The 18218-nt window shown below is 60.9% G+C and carries 16 protein-coding genes and 1 tRNA gene; 10 read left to right on the forward strand and 7 right to left on the reverse strand.

Annotated elements, in window-relative coordinates:
- Positions 1-42: 42 nt before the first annotated feature.
- The 3 genes from BM216_RS06365 to BM216_RS06375 all read left to right on the forward strand — a co-directional run bounded on the left by BM216_RS06365 (position 43) and on the right by BM216_RS06375 (position 2056).
- Positions 43-585, forward strand: a complete 543-nt coding sequence (locus tag BM216_RS06365) for a sigma-70 family RNA polymerase sigma factor (RefSeq protein ID WP_092996649.1) — start codon at positions 43-45, stop codon at positions 583-585.
- Entirely contained in the window at positions 582-1313 is a 732-nt protein-coding gene (locus BM216_RS06370; RefSeq protein WP_092996652.1) for an anti-sigma factor, read from the forward strand. Before BM216_RS06365 ends, BM216_RS06370 begins: the two co-directional genes overlap by 4 nt.
- A 185-nt stretch (positions 1314-1498) precedes the next feature.
- Positions 1499-2056: a fasciclin domain-containing protein gene (locus BM216_RS06375; RefSeq protein ID WP_092996655.1), complete on the forward strand. Its 558-nt coding sequence runs from the start codon at positions 1499-1501 to the stop codon at positions 2054-2056.
- An 82-nt stretch (positions 2057-2138) separates the two neighbouring features.
- On the opposite strand, the gene yihA is transcribed toward BM216_RS06375, so the two are convergent.
- The 4 genes from yihA to rpmH all read right to left on the reverse strand — a co-directional run bounded on the left by yihA (position 2139) and on the right by rpmH (position 5307).
- Positions 2139-2783: a ribosome biogenesis GTP-binding protein YihA/YsxC gene (gene yihA, locus BM216_RS06380; protein WP_092996658.1), complete on the reverse strand. Its 645-nt coding sequence runs from the start codon at positions 2781-2783 to the stop codon at positions 2139-2141.
- A gap of 171 nt (positions 2784-2954) precedes the next feature.
- Positions 2955-4757: a membrane protein insertase YidC gene (gene yidC, locus BM216_RS06385; RefSeq protein WP_092996661.1), complete on the reverse strand. Its 1803-nt coding sequence runs from the start codon at positions 4755-4757 to the stop codon at positions 2955-2957.
- Positions 4757-5149 (reverse strand): ribonuclease P protein component, encoded by a 393-nt coding sequence (rnpA, locus tag BM216_RS06390; protein WP_092996664.1) that lies wholly within the window; start codon positions 5147-5149, stop codon positions 4757-4759. Before rnpA ends, yidC begins: the two co-directional genes overlap by 1 nt.
- Before the next feature lie 23 nt (positions 5150-5172).
- Positions 5173-5307: a 50S ribosomal protein L34 gene (gene rpmH / locus BM216_RS06395; protein ID WP_092996667.1), complete on the reverse strand. Its 135-nt coding sequence runs from the start codon at positions 5305-5307 to the stop codon at positions 5173-5175.
- 477 nt (positions 5308-5784) lie between these two features.
- On the opposite strand from rpmH, the gene BM216_RS06400 reads away from it, so the two are divergent.
- The 3 genes from BM216_RS06400 to BM216_RS06410 all read left to right on the forward strand — a co-directional run bounded on the left by BM216_RS06400 (position 5785) and on the right by BM216_RS06410 (position 9658).
- Positions 5785-7794, forward strand: a complete 2010-nt coding sequence (locus tag BM216_RS06400; protein ID WP_092996670.1) for a methyl-accepting chemotaxis protein — start codon at positions 5785-5787, stop codon at positions 7792-7794.
- Positions 7795-8014: 220 nt separating this feature from the next.
- The gene (locus BM216_RS06405) at positions 8015-9445 is read left to right on the forward strand and encodes a sensor histidine kinase (protein WP_244530105.1); all 1431 of its coding nucleotides are present in this window, start codon (positions 8015-8017) and stop codon (positions 9443-9445) included.
- A 136-nt stretch (positions 9446-9581) separates the two neighbouring features.
- A tRNA-Arg gene (locus tag BM216_RS06410) sits at positions 9582-9658 on the forward strand.
- A 215-nt stretch (positions 9659-9873) separates the two neighbouring features.
- Here BM216_RS06410 and BM216_RS33980 read toward each other — a convergent pair.
- The gene (locus BM216_RS33980) at positions 9874-10704 is read right to left on the reverse strand and encodes an SGNH hydrolase domain-containing protein (RefSeq protein ID WP_092996676.1); all 831 of its coding nucleotides are present in this window, start codon (positions 10702-10704) and stop codon (positions 9874-9876) included.
- Positions 10658-11794, reverse strand: coding sequence for an acyltransferase family protein (locus BM216_RS06420; RefSeq protein ID WP_092996678.1), 1137 nt, complete (start codon positions 11792-11794; stop codon positions 10658-10660). Before BM216_RS06420 ends, BM216_RS33980 begins: the two co-directional genes overlap by 47 nt.
- A 167-nt stretch (positions 11795-11961) precedes the next feature.
- On the opposite strand from BM216_RS06420, the gene BM216_RS06425 reads away from it, so the two are divergent.
- Positions 11962-13494, forward strand: a complete 1533-nt coding sequence (locus tag BM216_RS06425) for a glycosyltransferase family 39 protein (protein ID WP_244530090.1) — start codon at positions 11962-11964, stop codon at positions 13492-13494.
- Between the two features lie 96 nt (positions 13495-13590).
- A complete protein-coding gene (locus tag BM216_RS06430) occupies positions 13591-14631 on the forward strand; it encodes a 4-hydroxyproline epimerase (protein ID WP_092996684.1) in 1041 nt (346 codons plus the stop codon).
- 24 nt (positions 14632-14655) lie between these two features.
- Here BM216_RS06430 and BM216_RS06435 read toward each other — a convergent pair whose 3' ends face one another.
- On the reverse strand, positions 14656-15579 hold the full coding sequence (locus BM216_RS06435; protein ID WP_092996687.1) for a tetratricopeptide repeat protein: 924 nt from the start codon (positions 15577-15579) through the stop codon (positions 14656-14658).
- Between the two features lie 231 nt (positions 15580-15810).
- On the opposite strand from BM216_RS06435, the gene pyrC reads away from it, so the two are divergent.
- Both pyrC and BM216_RS06445 read left to right on the forward strand, forming a co-directional pair.
- A complete protein-coding gene (gene pyrC / locus BM216_RS06440) occupies positions 15811-16857 on the forward strand; it encodes a dihydroorotase (protein WP_092996690.1) in 1047 nt (348 codons plus the stop codon).
- Positions 16858-16985: 128 nt separating this feature from the next.
- The gene (locus tag BM216_RS06445; RefSeq protein ID WP_092996693.1) at positions 16986-18167 is read left to right on the forward strand and encodes a GGDEF domain-containing protein; all 1182 of its coding nucleotides are present in this window, start codon (positions 16986-16988) and stop codon (positions 18165-18167) included.
- Positions 18168-18218 lie beyond the last annotated feature (51 nt).

The following is an 18218-nucleotide window of genomic DNA, read 5'->3' on the forward strand; positions in this document are numbered from 1 at the left end:
CCGTGGCGTGCATTCCGTCGGTCGGCTGGTCGGGAGGGTGACTTGGCAACAGATCGCGACATCGCCGTCCTGATCGGGCGGGTGGCTTTGCGTGACCGCGCAGCGTTCGCGCAGCTTTATTCTCATGTGGCGCCGAAACTTTTTTCCGTCTGCCTTCGTATCCTCAAGGATCGTGGCGAGGCCGAGGATGCGTTGCAGGACGTCTTCGTCAAGATCTGGCAGCGTGCCGATCGCTTTGCCGCCACGGGCACCAGCCCGGTAGGCTGGCTTGTGGCGGTTGCCCGCTACCATTCGATCGATGTATTGCGTGCGCGCCGACCGTCTGCCGATCCTCTGGACGAAGATTGGCAGATAGAGGATCCGTCCGCCGATCCGGAACGGGACGCAGTGCTGACCGGAGAAGGCAAGCGCATTGACAGGTGCATGGAGGAGTTGGATTCTGATCGTGCCGCCGCAGTTCGCAGTGCTTATGTCGAAGGTCTGACATACCAGGAACTGGCCGAACGCCACAGCGTGCCGATCAATACGATGCGTACATGGCTGCGCCGCAGCCTTTTGAAACTGAGAGAGTGCCTCGACCGATGAGCAGACCGGATCAAAGCGAAGGAGATCGCTCCCGCGACCAGCTTCTGGCCGGCGAATATGTCCTGGGCGTTCTGTCGGAGGCAGACAGGCGTCGGGTCGAAGAGCGCATGCTGCGCGACAGGCCGTTCGCGGCGATGGTCGCCAACTGGTCGGATAATCTCTCGGGCTTCAATGGAGATTATGGGGACGAGGTACCGCCTCCGCAGGTCTTCGGAAAGATCGAAGTCAAGCTTTTTCCCGTCAGAAGTTTCGGACGGGAACTGTCGGCAGCCGGGGCCTGGTGGAATTCGCTGCTCCTCTGGCGCGGCCTGACCTTCGCATCGCTTGCGGCGCTGATTACCTACGTCTCGCTTCAATCCGGCTGGATCGGCGCCGCGCCGCCGTCGAAAACACTGGTGGCGCATATGAACGGTGACGGTGCCACCTCAGTCGGGCTGATGGCACGTTATGATACCGCAAACGGCCGCCTGAAGGTTTTGCCCGTCGCAGCTTCGGCGGACGCCGCGCGCTCCCTGCAGCTCTGGCTCGTTCCCGATGGCGGGCAGCCGCCGGTATCGCTCGGGATTCTACCGCAGACGGGCGAGGGTTCCGTCGACATTCCCGCCGACCTGCGTCCGCGTCTGAGGAACGGTGTGACTTTCGCCGTCAGCGTCGAGCCCTTCGGTGGTTCTCCGACGGGCCAGCCCACAGGTCCCGTCATCGCATCCGGCAAGGCGCAGGATATCTAGTCGAAATATCCTATTGTAATCAGCGGCCTAAACATCCCGATGCATTTTTCTGCGATTTCCTGAAACTCTTTATCTCTGTCTCCCGTCCCTTGCTGTGTTCCCGATTGACGGGGAGGAGTGGTGCCTTGGGAGGCGCGCAACCGCGCCGGGGCGATCCACATCCTGAAGAGGAAGAGGACAGATCCATGTTGAAATCAGTATTTCGCACGCTCACCATCGCAGCCGCCGTATCCGTCACCGCCATTGCCGCACACGCTGCAAACCCGAAGGTCGGTGGTGCTGCCATGTTCGAAGACAAGAACATCGTCGAGAACGCGATGAACTCCAAGGATCACACGACGCTGGTTGCCGCAGTCAAGGCCGCCGGCCTGGTTGAGACGCTTCAGGGCAAGGGACCGTTCACGGTCTTCGCGCCGACCAACGAAGCCTTTGCAGCACTGCCGAAGGGCACTGTCGACACCCTGCTCAAGCCGGAAAACAAAGCGCAGCTGACGAAAGTCCTGACCTGCCATGTGGTGGCCGCCGACGCGATGTCGAAGACCATCGAGAAGATGATCAAGGACGACAAGGGCACCCATGACGTCAAGACCGTCGGTGGCTGCATTCTGAAAGCCAAGGAAAGCATGGGCAAGATCACGCTCACCGACGAGACGGGCGGCGTTGCCCATGTGACGATCGCAGACGTCAAGCAGTCGAATGGCGTCATTCACGTCATCGACAAGGTTCTGCTTCCCAAGATGTAAGCTCCGGTCGTCCGCCCGACCATCCAGCTTGCATCTGGTCCGGCCGCTCCCCCATGGGCGGCCGGATTTTTATTGTCGGGGATCAGCTTTCGAAGACTGCTCTCGCGATCGCTTCGCGCAACTCGTCCAGGCCCTTGCCCTTCTCGGACGACGTGGAGATGACCTCCGGAAAGGCAGCCGGGCGCTTGCGGATTTTTTCGAGCGTCTCGGCGATCAGCTTCGGCACCGCCGGTTCCTTGATCTTGTCGGTCTTGGTCAGCACGATCTGGTAGGAGACGGCGGCCTTGTCGAGCAGGTCGAGTACGTCGTCGTCATTTTTCTTGATGCCGTGGCGGCTGTCGATCAGTACATAGACGCGCTTCAGCGTCGCGCGGCCGCGCAGGTAGTCGAAGACCAGCTTCGTCCAGGCGTCGACATGCTCCTTCGGCGCCTGCGCATAGCCGTAGCCCGGCATATCCACCATCGCCATCGGCGGCAGGTCGCCTTCGGCGCCCGAATATCCATCCGGCACGAAATAGTTGAGTTCCTGCGTGCGTCCCGGTGTGTTGGACGTGCGTGCCAAGCCCTTCTGGGCGACAAGAGCATTGATCAGCGACGACTTGCCGACATTCGACCGGCCGGCAAAGGCGATCTCGGTCGGGCCTTCCGGCGGCAGGAACTTCATCGATGGCACGCCGCGGATAAAGATCCAGGGGTTGCCGAACAGTGGCTTCGGGTTGAGGGTCATCGGCTCTTTTTGTCTTCACGTCCTGATCAAGCCAACCGCATCCGGGTTTTGGGCGGCAATGTCAAGTTTTCGTCGGGCGCAGCACCGTTGCTCGGCGGGCAGGAGGCAACCCGCAGCGGCTCGGATCGCAGCCAAAAGAAAACCCCGGGCAATGCCGGGGTTCTCGGAAAACTATTTTGTCGCCGCGGGTTTTCGCTTGAACAGGCCCTTGAGGTTGTCGAAGAGCTCGATCTTGGCGCCGTGGCGCTTCATGATCACGGCCTGCTGCGAAACCGACAGGGTATTGTTCCAGGCCCAGTAGATGACGAGGCCGGACGGGAACGATGCCAGCATGAAGGTGAAGACGAGCGGCATCCAGGTGAAGATCATCGCCTGGGTCGGGTCCGGCGGCGTCGGGTTCATGCGCATCTGCAGGAACATCGTGATGCCCATGACGATCGGCCAGACGCCGATCATCAGCGCGTGCGGCACGTCGTAGGGCAGCAGGCCGAACAGGTTGAACAGCGAGGTCGGGTCCGGCGCCGAAAGGTCCTGGATCCAGCCGAAGAAAGGCGCGTGCCGCATCTCGATCGTCACGTAGATGACCTTGTAGAGCGCGAAGAAGACCGGGATCTGCAGGAGCACCGGCCAGCAGCCGGCGATCGGGTTGATCTTTTCTTCCTTGTAGAGCGCCATCATCGCCTGCTGCATGGCCATGCGGTCGTCGCCGTGCTTGGCCTTCAGCTCTTCCATCTTCGGCTGCATGCGCTTCATGTTGGCCATGGAGGCGTACTGCTTGCTGGCCAGCGGGAAGAAGATCAGCTTGACGACAACGGTGGTCAGCAGGATGGCGACACCGAAGTTGCCGACGTGACGGAAGAAGAAGTCCATCAGCTGGAACATCGGCTTGGTGATGAAGTAGAACCAGCCCCAATCGATCAGGAGATCGAAATGCGGAATGGCATTGTTCTCCGCATAGGCATCGACGAGCGGCACTTCCTTCGCGCCGGCAAAGACAAGGTTCATCAGTTCGGTCGACTGGCCCGGCTGAATGGTCAGAGCGTCACCCTTGTAATCAGCCTGGTAGCGCGGCTGGCCGTCGGTGAAATGGGTGAAGCGGGATTCGAACGGCGTCGCCTGCGGCGGCACGATCGTGGCTGCCCAGTACTTGTCGGTGATGCCAAGCCAGCCGCCGGTCGCCTTCGGATTGGTGAGCGCCTCTTCCTCGATGTTGGAATAGGTGTGTTCGCTGAGGCTGCCGTCGGCGCCGAGCACGCCGAGGAAGCCTTCATGGATGACCCAAACGGACGGCGTTACAGGCTTGTTGTTGCGGGTGACGCGACCGTAGGAGGAAAGCGTGATCGCTTCCGTGCCGGGGTTCTCCACCTTGTCCGTCACGGTCAGCATGTAGTGATCGTCGATCGAGATGGTGCGGTTGAATACCACGCCCTTGTCGTTGGTGAAGGAAAGCGTGACCGGGGTCTGCGTGGTCAGCTTGTCGCCGCTGGCGAGCGTCCACTTCGTGCCGGAACCGGGCGTCTGGCCGCTGGTTTCGCTGCCGATATAGCCGAGTTCGGTAAAATACCCGTCCTTGGTGTCGGCCGGGGAGAAGAGCGTGATGATCGGGCTCGAGTCGTCGACGGTCTCGTGATATTCGCGCAGCTTCAGGTCGTCGAAGCGGGCGCCGGTCAGGTTGATCGAACCGACGACGGCCGGGGTATCGATCTGCACGCGCTCGGATTTGGCCAGCGCCTGCTCGCGGGTCGCGGTCGCCTGGGCCTGGTTCGCGCCGGGCAGGTTGCCACTCGTTGTCGCGGCACCGGGGCTCTCCGGCGTGAAATTCTGGTTCTGGTTCTGCGCCTGCTCGAGGGCCTGCTGTGCTTCAGCGGCGCGCTGCTGCGCTTCCATGCGCGGGTTCATATAGAGGAACTGCCAGGCAAGGACGATCAATACCGAAAGGCCGATCGCGATGAAGTAATTGCGGTTCTTTTCCATCATGCTTTCCTGGAGGGTGTTCCTGAGGCTGGCCTGGGTTTCTGCCTGCCTTCGATGCGCTCGACAAGCCGTTCCGTAAGTTCCGGGAAGGAAATTGTGAGAACGTCCCTGCGCGCGACAATCACATAGTCGTGTCCGTCCTTCATTGCAAACCCGGCGGAGGTGCGGACGGCTTCGCGGAGGCGCCGGCGCATTCGATTGCGCTCGACTGAGTTGCCGTGCTTCTTGGTGACGGTGAAGCCGACGCGCGGCTGTTCATCCGGCTGCTTGCGATCAAGCACCTCGAGAAGAAAGGCTTTGCCGCGGCGGGTTTCTCCCGCCCTTACGGCAAGAAACTGCGGCCGGCTTTTCAGCCGCCCGACAGTATTTCGCTTTGTATCAGTCGTCGTCATGCCCCGGTCGGGCAGTTCGGCCGTTAGGCCGAAAGACGAGCGCGGCCGCGTGCGCGACGAGCAGCAAGAACCTTCTGACCACCCTTGGTGGCCATACGGGCACGGAAGCCATGACGACGCTTGCGAACAAGCTTGGACGGCTGGTAGGTACGCTTCATTTATTTAATACCGCGGTGTGCGGCCCTTCTTGGGTATGCCTCTTCCGAGGCAAAGCGTTTCGGAAATGCGCGGCGTGCGGGAATGCAAAGGCAACCTGCCGCTTGAGCGCGCGGGCATATAGTTCAGGTTCAGGCCGAAAGTCAATCTCCTGCCCGTTTCCGGGGCGCTCATGCTCCGCCCACGTTCGTATTTAAGTAAAGTCGAATGCAATTATTAATAATCAGAATAAGATTACAAATCCAATGGTTGCGCTCGTGAGGAAGGAATTTCTCGCAACTTGCCGATCGAGGTCGATTTTCTAAAAAAATCACCGGCCTATTCGCGCCGGTGGCGCAATGTTGTTGCTTTCTTGCGAAGGCGCTTATGAGCGGGTTGTGCTCAGGGGTTGTTAACAACTTTATGCTAATTTTCACAATAGCCAAAGAATAGACGCAAGGTCCGATGTTCCTTGGCTGTGTCTTTGGAGGGGATTAGTCGTGAAAATTGGAGCAAAGATCAACCTTCTTGTGGGGTTGATGAGCCTTGTTGCGTGCGTGATTGCCGGTTTGTCTATCTTTACCGTCGCGCAATACCATGACAAGCAGGTCGCTTACGCGGATATCGCAGATCGCGTCTATAAAGGTGAGCGTTTGAACCGCCTGGTCACCGCCGTCGTCATGGATGCGCGCGGCATGTATGCGGCAAAGGACGTTGCAGCAGCCAAACCCTTCGGCGAGGGCGTTACGAAAAACCTTGGCGAAATGGAGAAGCTGGTCGCCGACTGGTCGGCGGTCGTTCCTTCTGCGCAAAGAGCACAGTTCGACAAGCTGACAGCCGGTTTCAAGGACTTCAAGGTCTTCCGCAGCGAGACCGTCCGCCTTGGCGCGACCGAAGGCCCGGAAGCCGCAAACGTTCAGGGCAATAACGAAGCCAATCGCGCCAACCGCAAGGCCTACCAGGCGGATATCGATGCGGTCGTCACCGCCGACCGCGCCGATCTCGACAAGCTCAGCGCCGAGATGGTCCAGTTCGAGAACATCATCTTCTACTCCGTTCTCGCCGTCGCGATCTTCGGTGTGGGTGGCGGACTTGCCTTCGGCCTTTATCTCGGGCGCAGTCAGGTCAGCCAGCCGATCCTGAAGCTGACGTCGTCCATGGGCCGCCTGGCCGAGGGCGATTACGACACGCAGGTGCCCTTTGCCGGCCGCAAGGACGAGATCGGCGACATGGCTGCCGCAGTGGAAGTGTTCAAGCGGAATGGCCGGGAAGTGGCCCGCATGACGGGTGTCGAGGCCGGCATGAAGGCGAAGAACGACGATCTGCAGACCCGTATGTCCGCGGTCGTCTCCGCCGCTGCCGAAGGTGATTTCACCCGCCGCATCGACAAGCAATGGGGTGTCGAGAGCCTCGATCGCGTTGCACGCAATATCGACCAGCTGGTCTCGAGCGTCGATGCAGGCGTCTCCGAGACGCGTCGCGTCGTGCGCAGCCTCTCCGACGGTGACCTGACCGACAGCATGCGCGGCGACTTCAAGGGTGCGTTCGGCGAACTCCAGCAGAACGTCAATGGCACGATGGAAACGCTGCGCAGCACCATGGGGCAGGTCCGCAATGCGACCGGCGCGATGAATGATGGCTCTGCCGAGTTGAGCAGCGCCTCCAACGATCTGTCGAAGCGCACCGAACAGCAGGCGGCAGCGCTGGAGGAAACCTCCGCCGCGTTGGACGAGATCACCTCGGTCGTGAGGACTTCGACGGAACGCGCCAACGAGGCGACCGTCATGGTCGGCGAGGCCAAGGAAAGTGCAGTCCAGTCCGGCGCGGTCGTCCGCAACGCGATCGAGGCGATGGGCCGCATCGAGCAGGCATCCCGCGAGATTGCGCAGATCACCAACGTCATCGACGAGATCGCCTTCCAGACCAATCTTCTGGCACTCAACGCCGGAGTCGAGGCGGCGCGGGCAGGCGAGGCCGGCAAGGGCTTTGCGGTCGTCGCCCAGGAAGTACGCGAACTCGCCCAGCGTTCGGCCAGCGCCGCGAAGGACATCAAGGGCCTGATCGGCAAGTCCGGTCAGGAAGTCGCCGGCGGGGTGGAACTTGTCCAGAAGACGGGTGCCGCGCTTTCGGAGATCGAATCCCGCGTCAGCCGCATTAACGATCATATCCATTCGATCGCAGTCGCCTCGCGTGAGCAGGCTACGGGATTGGCTGAGGTGAATACGGCGGTCAACCAGATGGATCAGGTGACGCAGCAGAACGCGGCCATGGTCGAGGAAAGCTCGGCGGCAACCAGCAAGCTGTCATCCGAGGCCGATGCCCTGTACCGCCTTGTCGCGCATTTCAAGATCGGCAACGATGCCGGTCAGGTGGCACGGCCGGTATCGGTCGGCATCGCGCACCGTTCGCAGCCGTCGCCGGCAAGAAAGATGACGGCGGCCCTCGGCCGGGCATTCGGCGGTGGCTCCGTTGCCGCGGTGTCGAATGCGTCTGAATGGGAAGAATTCTGATCCAAAACCCGAACATTACCGAAATTTAAGGCGGGAGCCCCGGGCTTCCGCCTTTTTGCGTGGTGGCCTGGGCTGTTCAAATTCTGGTGACGCGCTAAAATGTGCGCTGCACACGGGACTTCGTGAAGTCCTTTGCCTGGAAGTGGAGATCCTTATGGATAGCGAGGTTCACACCTCGGAGCGGCAGGGAAGCTGGCCTGATGCGACCGGGCCGGAGCCGATGCCGACGCTGTTCCGCGGCCTGTCCGGGCGGCTGCTGTGGCTGACAGTCATTTTCGTCATGCTGGCGGAAATCCTGATCTTCATGCCGTCCATCGCCAGCATGCGAATGAACTGGCTGCGTGATCGCCTCGATACTGCGGCTGCCGCCGGCATCGTCATCGATGGTCTCCAGCCTGCGGAACTGCCGCGCGCCGTGCAGAACGATACCCTGCTTGCTACCGGCACCAAGGTCATCGCGCTTCGCAAGGACGGGACTTCGCGCCTTCTTGCCGCGACGGAGGTTCCGCCCGAAATCGATGCGCAATACGATCTGGCGGATACGTCGCTGATCACCTCCATGCGCGATACCCTCGATACGCTTGTCTTCGGTGGCGGTCGGGTGATGCGCGTGTTCGGTCCCATCGGTGAGAGCGATATGATCATCGAGCTCGTCATGACCGATGACGCGCTGCGCAAGGACATGCTCAAATATTCGAAGATGATGTTCATCATCTCGATCCTGATTTCACTGATGACGGCGGTGCTCATCTTCGTCGCCATCAATCGCATGATGATCCTGCCGATCCGGCGGCTCACGCACAGCATGCAGCTTTTCTCCGAGCAGCCCGACGATCCCTCGCGCGTCTTCACCGCCGACCGCTCGCGCGGCGAGCTTGCGGTTGCGGGCCGGCACCTTGCGGCGATGCAGGTGGAGCTTCAGCGAACGCTGAAGCAGCAGAAGAACCTGGCCGACCTCGGTCTTGCGGTTTCCAAGATCAACCACGACATGCGTAACATCCTCGCCTCCGCGCAGCTCATGTCCGACCGTCTGACCGATGTCGAGGATCCGATGGTCCGCAGCTTCGCGCCGAAACTGCTGCGTACAATCGACCGCGCAGTCGGTTACACGAACGAAGTGCTGGCCTATGGCCAGGCCTCGGAAGCGGCGCCCCGGCGCCGACGGATCAATCTCTCCGTGCTGACCCAGGAAGTGAAGGACATGCTGGCGATCGACCCCGATTCGGGCGTTGAGTTTGCAGACCAGATTTCCACCGACCTTGAAGTCGACGGCGACGGTGAGCAGATCTTCCGCGTCATCCACAATCTCTGCCGCAATGCCGTCCAGGCTCTGCTGGCCTATGATCCGGATGACCCGCAGGCCTCGCGCCGGATCACGGTCTCCGCCCACCGCCTCGGCAGCGTCGTCAGCATCACCATAGACGACACCGGACCGGGCATGCCGCGCAAGGCGCGCGAGAACCTGTTCTCGGCCTTCCGTGGCTCGGCACGTTCCGGCGGCACGGGTCTTGGCCTGGTGATCGCGCGCGAGCTGGTGCTTGCCCATGGCGGCACGATCGCGCTTGTCGAAAAGCCAGGCCCCGGCACCCAGTTCCGCATCGAGATTCCTGACCGTCCGGTAGCCCTGGACGATTACCGCGTCAGAGCATGATGGAAAATTTATAACTAAAACAGTGTCTTAATGTCTGCGTGACAGCAAAATGACATTAGACGGCGGAAAAGCGCTTGCAATCTTTCCCGGCACCCTTTAGAGGATCGCCACGCAAGCGGAACACACCGCTGCAGACGCACCCGTAGCTCAGCTGGATAGAGCACCAGACTACGAATCTGGGGGTCAGGAGTTCGAATCTCTTCGGGTGCGCCATTCTTACCTTCTCATCTGAAATCGACTGAAGAAGCCGTGGCTTCTGGCGAGCAAGCTGGCATTCGCGCTGCAGGATGCACGTCGCGTTGGCAACCGCTTATCTTTTCCATCTGATTCACCACCCGCCGACTTTGCGGCGCGGGACTGACGCTCTCGCTAACATCATCCCGTGATCCGGTTCGTACGGCTCCATCTTGCGCCGGAGCCGCATTGTTTCACTGCGCCGGCTCCAGTTGCAGGCGGGTACCGACAAGCGTGTAGAATGGCACGCGGCTCGCCAGATATCTCGCGCCGGCGGAGGTCAGGTGCGATGAATCGAAGAAGATCGGATAGCCTGAATCGGTGAACACGTCGCAGGCCTGTCGCGAACATGCGACATCCAGGAGGTCGAGGAAGCGGTCCGGAAATTCCGCCGCCAGTCGCGTGTTGATCTGCTGTACTTCCTGCACGGCGTTCTGTTTGGCGAAGGACGAAGCGGCACCGCCGGCGATGCCCTGTTCAAGATACCAGATGCCGCTCTGCGGCTGCGTTTTCAGCCCTGCTACATAAATCTTGGCTGTCGGGTTCCATCTCGAGAGTGCGGCGATGTCATCATCGAGATAATCGATCGCGGCCGGGCGCCAGGAATAGGCGAGGATGATCGTGTCAGCGGCCTTTAGGCGTGCGTCCTGCTGGAACCGCTGCCTGTCCCTCCTGCACCGTTCGATGGTTTCATCGGCCTTGCCGTTATTCGTCTCCCGCTGCTGGTAATATTGATCGAGAAGCTTGATCTGGCAGCCGGCCGTGCTGACGAATGTGCGCAATCGCGAACGCAGGGACGGATCGTATTCGAGAAGCAGGTTCACCATGTCCGCGGCCTGGCTGTCGCCGATGACCAGGATCTCGTTGTTGGAATCGGTGTCGAAGGATGAGTTGAGCGCACGGTGGTTGCGCCACGTATACCCTTCGTTGCTGCGCTGGATTTCCACGACATCAAGCGACTGGCCGGACTGCTTCTCGTCAGGCCGCCCCATGGCAAGCGTGAAGAAGGCGAAGGTCGTGAGCAACGCGGTGGCGAAGGATGCGCCGCTGCCGAAGCCGAAAGGCAGGCGGGGTTCGCCTGTCGGCCGGCGATGGAACCGGTGCTCGACGCCGATATGGAGTGCCACCGCCGCGGCAAGTGTCACGATCAGCATGGTGACCGTATCCAGCCAGTCGAGCTCCCCTCCCGGCGAGGTGAGGGTAGAAGACGATGATTGGCCAATGCACCAGATAGATCGAATAGCTCAGCCTGCCGAGCGCCAGCAGCGGGCGTGACTGGAACAGGAGCGGGAAAGGCGTGCGCTTGCCGAGCAGGATTATGCCTGCGGCGGCCAGACACGGCAAAAGCGCGTTCCAGGCCGGAAACACCATCTTGTCGGTATAGAGATAGGTGCAGGCGCCGATTGCGCCGATGCACAGGATGATGGCGGCGCGCATGGCCATCTGGCCAAGGCGCATCGTCCACCGCTCGAAATAAAGAAGCCCTCCGATGGCAAACTCGAAGATCCGGAAGGGCGTCATGTAGAAGAGCGTGGATAGCTCGTCGGGATCGGTGAAGAACAGGCCTCCGACGAAGCTGACGAGGGCGCTCAGGGCCAACGCAAGCGGCAGGGCCTTTGCGCCCCGGATCTTCCAGACGATGGCGATGAAGATCGGCCAGATAAGGTAGAACTGGGTCTCGACCGAGAGCGACCATGTATGGAGCAGGGGCTTGGTGATCGCGGCGGTATCGAAATAGCCCGAGACACTCCAGAAATAGACATTCGAGATGAACATCGCAGACGAGATGATCTGGGCGCGCATTGCCTCGATGCCGGAAGTCGGCACGAAGAGGCTGGTGATGGTGACTACCGCCAGCGTCGCCAGCAGCCCCGGCAGGATCCGCCGCATCCGGCGCTCGCAGAAGCGCAGGAAGTTCAGCCGGCCCGTGTTGATCAATTCTTCGCAGATGATCGAGGTCATCAGGAAGCCGCTGATGACGAAGAAGATGTCGACCCCGATAAAGCCGCCGGAAAAGCCCGGCACGCCCAGATGGAAGAACGTCACGACGAATATTGATATTGCGCGCAGTACATCGATGTCGGGTCGATATTGCGTCTTCTTGTCTTTCAGCATTTCATACTCTTATTCTTGGCCGGAAGCCTCATATGGCGATTTGACCTTGCTGACCAGACGGGTGCCTGTTGCTGCATCGCTGAATCCCCATTCCTGTCCGATTCCTCCCTTGATCCGGGATGCGGCGCGTGTCACTTCCTGCACAGGCCGGTTCGGCGGGAGTGGTTATGAAACATCACCATGGCGCAGGAAGCGCGCGGTCTGCCGAGGGTGCGATGCACCGGCTGGCGCGATTTGTGTCGACCGGGCTGCGGCCGGCGATCATCGTGTTGGTTGCTTATTTTGTCCTGAGTGCGGCGGTCAGAATCGCGTTGCCGAATGGTTTGACGCTTGACGAAGCCGAGCAATCCTTCTTTTCGCAATTCTGGCTGCTCGGATACGGCCCCCAGCCACCGTTCTACAATTGGGTACAGAATGCCGTCGACGGACTGGCCGGCATCTCGCTGGCTGCCCTGACGCTGCCCAAATTTACAATGTTGCTGCTCTGCTACGTCTTCTATGGCATGGCGGCACGGCAGATCGATGCAAGGCCGGGTTTCGCGTCGCTGGCCATGCTGAGCCTGCTGACCCTGCCGCAGCTCTCCTACATGCCGCAGCAGGACCTGACCCACACGGTCGCGGTCCTGATGGCGACCTCGCTTTTCCTCTACGGCCTGTTTCGCGCGCTGACGCGATCCGATTGGCAGTCGTTCCTGATCGTCGGCCTTGCCGCAGGCATCGGCTGCATCTCGAAATACAATTTCGTCCTCCTGCCGGTCGCTACACTTCTCGCCATCGCCTCCGACCGGCATTGGCGAACAAGGCTCATCGATCCGCGGCTGCTTCTGTCGGTCGCCGTCGCCGCAGCAGTCGTCATGCCTCACGCTCTCTGGCTCATAAGCCATGTGGATCTTGCTTCCAGCGGCACTTTGAGCAAGATGGCGGCGTCCGGCGCGCCGAACGGCTTCGGCCGCATCATGAAGGCGGTTCTTTCTCTGCTGCTCGCCTGCATCGCCTTTGGTGGGTTGAGCGTCGCTGTTCTGGGCCTCGCTAGCCGCGGCCATTTCAAGGCGGCGCTGGCCGGTGGAGATGAATGGACGCGACTTCTCGGCCGTATCATGCTTTTCTCGCTTGCCGGTGTCGTGGTGGTCATCATCTCGACCGGCACGACAAAGATCACCGAGCGTTGGCTCGATCCCTACCTGCTCGTCCTGCCGCTCTGGCTGCTGCTCAAATTCGAGCGTGCCGGCGCCGACACGAGGGCGGCCCTGCCGCGCCTGTTGCCCGTCTTCGCGGTGATCATGGTGGTCACACTCCTGTCTGTGCCTGGCAAGACGCTGCTGGCAGGCGCCACCGGCTCCTATTCCCGCATCAACCAGCCGATGGCGGATATGGCCGCCGTTCTTCGCGGCCAGGCGGAGCCGTCGCTGATCCTGGCCGATAGCCAGCATCTGGCAGGCAACATGCGGCTGCAGTTTCCGCGAGCCGAGGTCCACAGGCTCGAGGACTGGCAGGATGCGCTTGCGTCGCCTCCAGCCGGACCGATGCTTATGATCTGGGGCGCAGGTGACGATGCCGACGTGGCACCGCCCGCCGAAATCGATGCGATCCTGCAGGGTAGGGCGGCAACGCCGTCAACGGCCGGGCGTATCGAGCAGCCTTACCTCTTCAGTGGCGGGAAGCGCCAATTTTCCTTGAGCTATCTCTGGCTTGGCCAATAGGCAGGATCGCCTGCTTGCGCTATCCAGACATGCAGATTGAGTTATTTCGTTTGCGGCCTCGATGGCCGCATCTTAAAGCATGCGGAGTTCTGACGAATGAGATGGAAGCGCACGATCCAGCTGTTGGATGTTCATGCGGAAGGCGAGATCGGCCGTGTCGCGATCGGCGGCGTTCCGAAGATCCCGGGTGAAACCGTCGCCGACCAGCTCGCCTGGATGAATTCCGATCCCAAGGGACAGGAGCTGCGCCGCTTTCTCTGCCTTGAACCGCGCGGAACCCCGATCGGCTCGGTCAATCTTCTCCTGCCGGCCAAGCACCCGGATGCGGATGCCGCCTTTGTCATCCTACAGCCGGACCAGGCGCATGCGAGCTCGGGCTCGAACTCGATCTGCGCCACCACGGCGCTTTTGGAAGCCGGCATCGTCGAGATGAAGGAACCGGAAACGGTCGTGACGCTGGAGACCGCTGCCGGCCTCGTGAGGGCGGTTGCTACCTGCCGCGACGGCCGTTGCGAAAAGGTGAAGCTCACCATGGTGCCGTCCTTCGTCCATCAGTTGGACGTGAAGCTGCAGACGCCGGAATGGGGCGAGATCACCCTCGACATCTCTTATGGCGGCATTTTCTACGGTCTCGTCGACGTTTCGCAGATCGGCTTGACCATCGAGAAAAAGAACGCCGCTGCCCTCGTTCAGGCCGGTATGGTGCTGAAGGACCTGATCAACCGACAGATCCCGGTTGCCCATCCGGAAATTCCGGCGATCTCCGGCGTCGCCTATGTCATGTTCCGCGATACGGAAGCTGACGGCACGGTTCGGACCTGCACCACCATGTGGCCGGGCAGGGCGGATCGCTCGCCCTGCGGTACCGGCAACTCGGCCAATCTTGCGACGCTCCATGCGCGCGGCAAGGTGAAGGTTGGCGATACATTCCTGTCGCGCTCGATCATCGGCACGCAGTTCGAAGTGGGTCTCGCCGGCGAAACGCAGGTCGCAGGAAAGCCGGCAATCGTTCCAACGATCGCCGGCCGGGGATTTACCTTCGGTCTGCATCAGGTGGCGCTCGACCCGTTCGACCCGCTGGCGGATGGTTTTGCCATGACGGACGTCTGGGGGCCTTCGGCAGGCGACATCATCTGACGATCGCCTGCTGCTGCGCGGGATTTAGATCTCGCGGCCGACCTTGGCCGGGGTCTCCATGTCGCCCTGCTTCAGCACCAGCGAGTTGACGCCTTCGACGCCTTCCTGGGATGGAGCAGGCACGACGCCCATTTCCTGGAACTGCATGAACTTGTACGCACCGAAGACGTCGCCCTTCATGGCGGCCTGGCGATACATGTCGGCAGCTTTTTCGGCATTGGCAGGCACGCCTTCGCCGGTTTCGTACATGATGCCGAGATTGATCATCGCGTCGGTATTGCCGCGCTGGGCTGCGAGGTCGTACCAAGCAACTGCCGTCTGGTCGTCGGCCGGCAGAAGCTGGCCTTCGTCATAGATGGCGCCGATGTTGAAGGCGGCGGTATCGTCACCTTCGGCGGCGGCCTTCTCGAACCAGTTCAGTGCCTTGTTGACGTCCGGCTGGGTGCCGAGGCCGTCGCGATAGGCGACGCCGAGATTGTATGCGGCGAGAACATTGCCGTTGGTGGCTGCCTGCTGATAGAGGCCGAATTCGGCTGTCTCGTCGCCGAGGCGACCCATCAGCATGCCGTAGTTCACCATGGCGGCGGCATAACCATCCTTGACGGCAGCGTCATAGGCGCTCATCGCCTGATCCGGCTGATCATCCTTGTTGAGTGCGCGGCCAAGCTGGTAGGCAAAGCGCGGATTACCCGTCGCCTCAAATGCCATGCGGCACGCATCCGCGGCACCACCGCCGATCTCTGCAATATTGACCGGCGAAAACTCGCCGTTGCGCTGCTGATCGAAGGGGCTGCCAGCAAGGCGATCGCATTCGCTCTGCATGGCGGTGGCGACGTTGATGGTCATGCGCTCCTCGGCGCCGGGGGAAACTGTCAGCGCGCAAAGCGCGACAGCAGCGCCTGTGGTAATCGCAAAACCCCTGTTGACTTTCGATGACCGGGATTTCATGGTGTGCTCCGTCCGACTCAAAATCTCTTTCAGATTGTTTAACGAACGCCCGATCCCGGCGCTGGTTCCGCAGAATCTTTTCGCGGATCCCAATTGGCGGCCCTAAAGCCTGCACGATTTCGTGAGTTTGCGCGCCCTCCATCTCGACCTATTGGATGTTTCTACGTTCCGCAATTGTGTCTGCGCGCGCTTTGGTGATAAGCGGAATAAAAGTCTCATCGGAACAGCTGCATGAAAACGCTCACAATTCGCCGCCCGGACGATTGGCACCTTCATCTGCGCGATGGCGCGGTTCTCTCCGGCGTCATCGCAGACACCAGCCGGCACTTCGCCCGTGCGATCATCATGCCGAACCTAGTGCCGCCGGTGGTCACCACCGCGGATGCCACGGCCTATCGTGAGCGAATCATGGCAGCGCTTCCTGCCGGACATCGCTTCGAGCCGCTGATGACTCTTTATCTTACTGAGCACACCAGCGCCGATGACGTGGAAGCCGGCAAGGCGAGTGGACTGATCACCGCCGTCAAGCTTTACCCGGCGGGTGCTACGACCAATTCTCACGGCGGCGTGCGCGACATGGAAAAGGCGATGCCGGTTCTGGAGCGCATGGCCAAGATCGGCCTGCCACTCTGCGTCCATGGCGAAGTCACGACGCCGTCGGTCGATATCTTCGATCGCGAGGCTGTCTTTATCGAAACCGTCCTCGATCCGCTTCGCCGCCGTTTGCCGGAGCTGAAGATCACCATGGAGCATGTCACGACGTCGGACGGTATCGACTATATCAAGTCGGCCGATAAGAACCTTGCCGGCTCGATCACCACGCATCACCTGATCATCAACCGCAACGACATTCTCGTCGGCGGCATCCGCCCGCATTATTATTGCCTGCCGGTCGCCAAGCGCGAGAGCCATCGCCTTGCCCTGCGTGCCGCGGCGACTTCGGGCGATGGTCGTTTCTTCCTTGGCACCGATTCTGCTCCGCATGTCGATCCGCTCAAGGAATGCGGCTGCGGCTGCGCTGGCATCTATACGTCGATCAACACGATGAGCTGCCTTGCCCATGTCTTCGAAGATGACGGTGCCCTGGACAAGCTCGAGGCCTTCACCTCCCTGAACGGCCCGGCCTGGTACGGCGTCGAGCCCAACTCGGAGACGATCATCCTGGAGAAGCGTGAGAGCAAGGTCGAGTTTCCGGCCAAGCGGGACACGGGTGCGGGACTGATCACAGTCTTCGATCCCGGTTTCCCGATCTTCTGGGATGTCGTTGACACGATCTGAAGCTGATTTATTCTCGAATCTAATATCGACTACTATGGGATCTCTCCGCTGCTAAGTCTTTGGAGAGATTCCGCTCATATGTTCTGACTGCAATTTTTAAAAATACATCATTGAAGAGAATTTCAGGCATGATGCTGGATTATCAGTCTCTTCTGCTTGCCCTTGGCGTGTCGGCCGCGTGTCTGATGGTGACGTTGCTCGGGACATGGTTCTCCCGTCGCACCGATTCCTTCCTGCTCACGCTGGTGGCTTCGCTATGCCTCGTCGTCGCGGGCATCGTGGCTTACAGTTCCTATACGACCCAGTCCGGCATGATCCCGGCCGTCATCGCCTATACATTCCTGATGGCCGGCTTCTCGACGATCTATGCGGCATCGGTGCAGTTCCGCACTGGCGAGAAGCCATGGTATCTCGCCGGCGGCATATTTATCGTCTGCCTGGCGCTCGGCCTGCCCCTGTTCCTCGCCGGCCTCGATGGCCTCGGCCTGATCATGATGAACATCCTGACCGCGCTTCTGCTGATCGGCACCGCCGGCCAATACTGGACGGCGCGCGCCGAAGCCCCGGGCCCGCTTGGCGGCATGGTGCTGCTCTATGCGGTCAGCGGGTTGTCCTTCGCGCTCTGCGCCTCGGTCCTGCTCGCCGACAGTAAGATGACTCTCGGCCGCGCCCCGACCAATTGGGCGGAAAACCTCAATATCGGCATCTGCATCGCCGGCATGACCGGTATCGGCGCCCTGTCGCTGGCGCTGCATCAATGGCGGATGGCCGCCCTTCACCGGCGCGAGGCGATGACGGATTCCTTGACCGGACTGCTCAACCGGCGCGCGCTCTTCGCGCAATATGGCGAAAGACGTTTCGGCGCCTCCACGGCGGTGATCGTCTTCGACATCGATCGCTTCAAGACCATCAACGATGAATATGGACACTCTGCCGGCGACGAGGTCCTGCGGCTCTTTGCCAGGGATATGCTGGCCGAGGTGACGCCTGCTGCCTGTGCGGCAAGGCTCGGCGGCGAGGAATTCGCCATGATCGTCAGCGAGATCATGCCCGGTCGGGCAGAGCGGATCGCAAACGAGGTGCGCAAGCGTTTTGCCGCCCGCGATATCTTGGCCGATGGCACCATCCTGCGCTGCACGGTAAGTGCCGGCGTTGCTGTCGGATTGCCGGAGGGACAGCCCTTCGAGACGGTGCTGAGCCTGGCAGACAGCGCGCTTTATGAGGCCAAGCGGTCAGGCCGCGATCGCGTGGAACTCGCCTCCTATCTCAGATCCATTCCCGCCGTGCCGGAGAGCCGCACCTCCGCATAACGTCGGCGGCGCGAAAACTTCAGGTGGCCGCGCTCTTTCTCTGGCTAAGCC

Source organism: Rhizobium sp. NFR07, assembly GCF_900111905.1.
Taxonomy (GTDB): Bacteria; Pseudomonadota; Alphaproteobacteria; order Rhizobiales; family Rhizobiaceae; genus Neorhizobium.

Bases quoted from the DNA above. Each gene is read 5' to 3' on its own strand.
- BM216_RS06425 (WP_244530090.1), top strand. From the start codon at position 11,962: ATGAAACATCACCATGGCGCAGGAAGCGCGCGGTCTGCCGAGGGTGCG.
- BM216_RS06370 (WP_092996652.1), top strand. From the start codon at position 582: ATGAGCAGACCGGATCAAAGCGAAGGAGATCGCTCCCGCGACCAGCTT.
- yidC (WP_092996661.1), bottom strand. From the start codon at position 4,757: ATGGAAAAGAACCGCAATTACTTCATCGCGATCGGCCTTTCGGTATTG.
- BM216_RS06375 (WP_092996655.1), top strand. From the start codon at position 1,499: ATGTTGAAATCAGTATTTCGCACGCTCACCATCGCAGCCGCCGTATCC.
- BM216_RS06420 (WP_092996678.1), bottom strand. From the start codon at position 11,794: ATGCTGAAAGACAAGAAGACGCAATATCGACCCGACATCGATGTACTG.
- yihA (WP_092996658.1), bottom strand. From the start codon at position 2,783: ATGACCCTCAACCCGAAGCCACTGTTCGGCAACCCCTGGATCTTTATC.
- BM216_RS06430 (WP_092996684.1), top strand. From the start codon at position 13,591: ATGAGATGGAAGCGCACGATCCAGCTGTTGGATGTTCATGCGGAAGGC.
- BM216_RS06445 (WP_092996693.1), top strand. From the start codon at position 16,986: ATGATGCTGGATTATCAGTCTCTTCTGCTTGCCCTTGGCGTGTCGGCC.
- rnpA (WP_092996664.1), bottom strand. From the start codon at position 5,149: ATGACGACGACTGATACAAAGCGAAATACTGTCGGGCGGCTGAAAAGC.
- rpmH (WP_092996667.1), bottom strand. From the start codon at position 5,307: ATGAAGCGTACCTACCAGCCGTCCAAGCTTGTTCGCAAGCGTCGTCAT.
- BM216_RS06435 (WP_092996687.1), bottom strand. From the start codon at position 15,579: ATGAAATCCCGGTCATCGAAAGTCAACAGGGGTTTTGCGATTACCACA.
- pyrC (WP_092996690.1), top strand. From the start codon at position 15,811: ATGAAAACGCTCACAATTCGCCGCCCGGACGATTGGCACCTTCATCTG.
- BM216_RS06405 (WP_244530105.1), top strand. From the start codon at position 8,015: ATGCCGACGCTGTTCCGCGGCCTGTCCGGGCGGCTGCTGTGGCTGACA.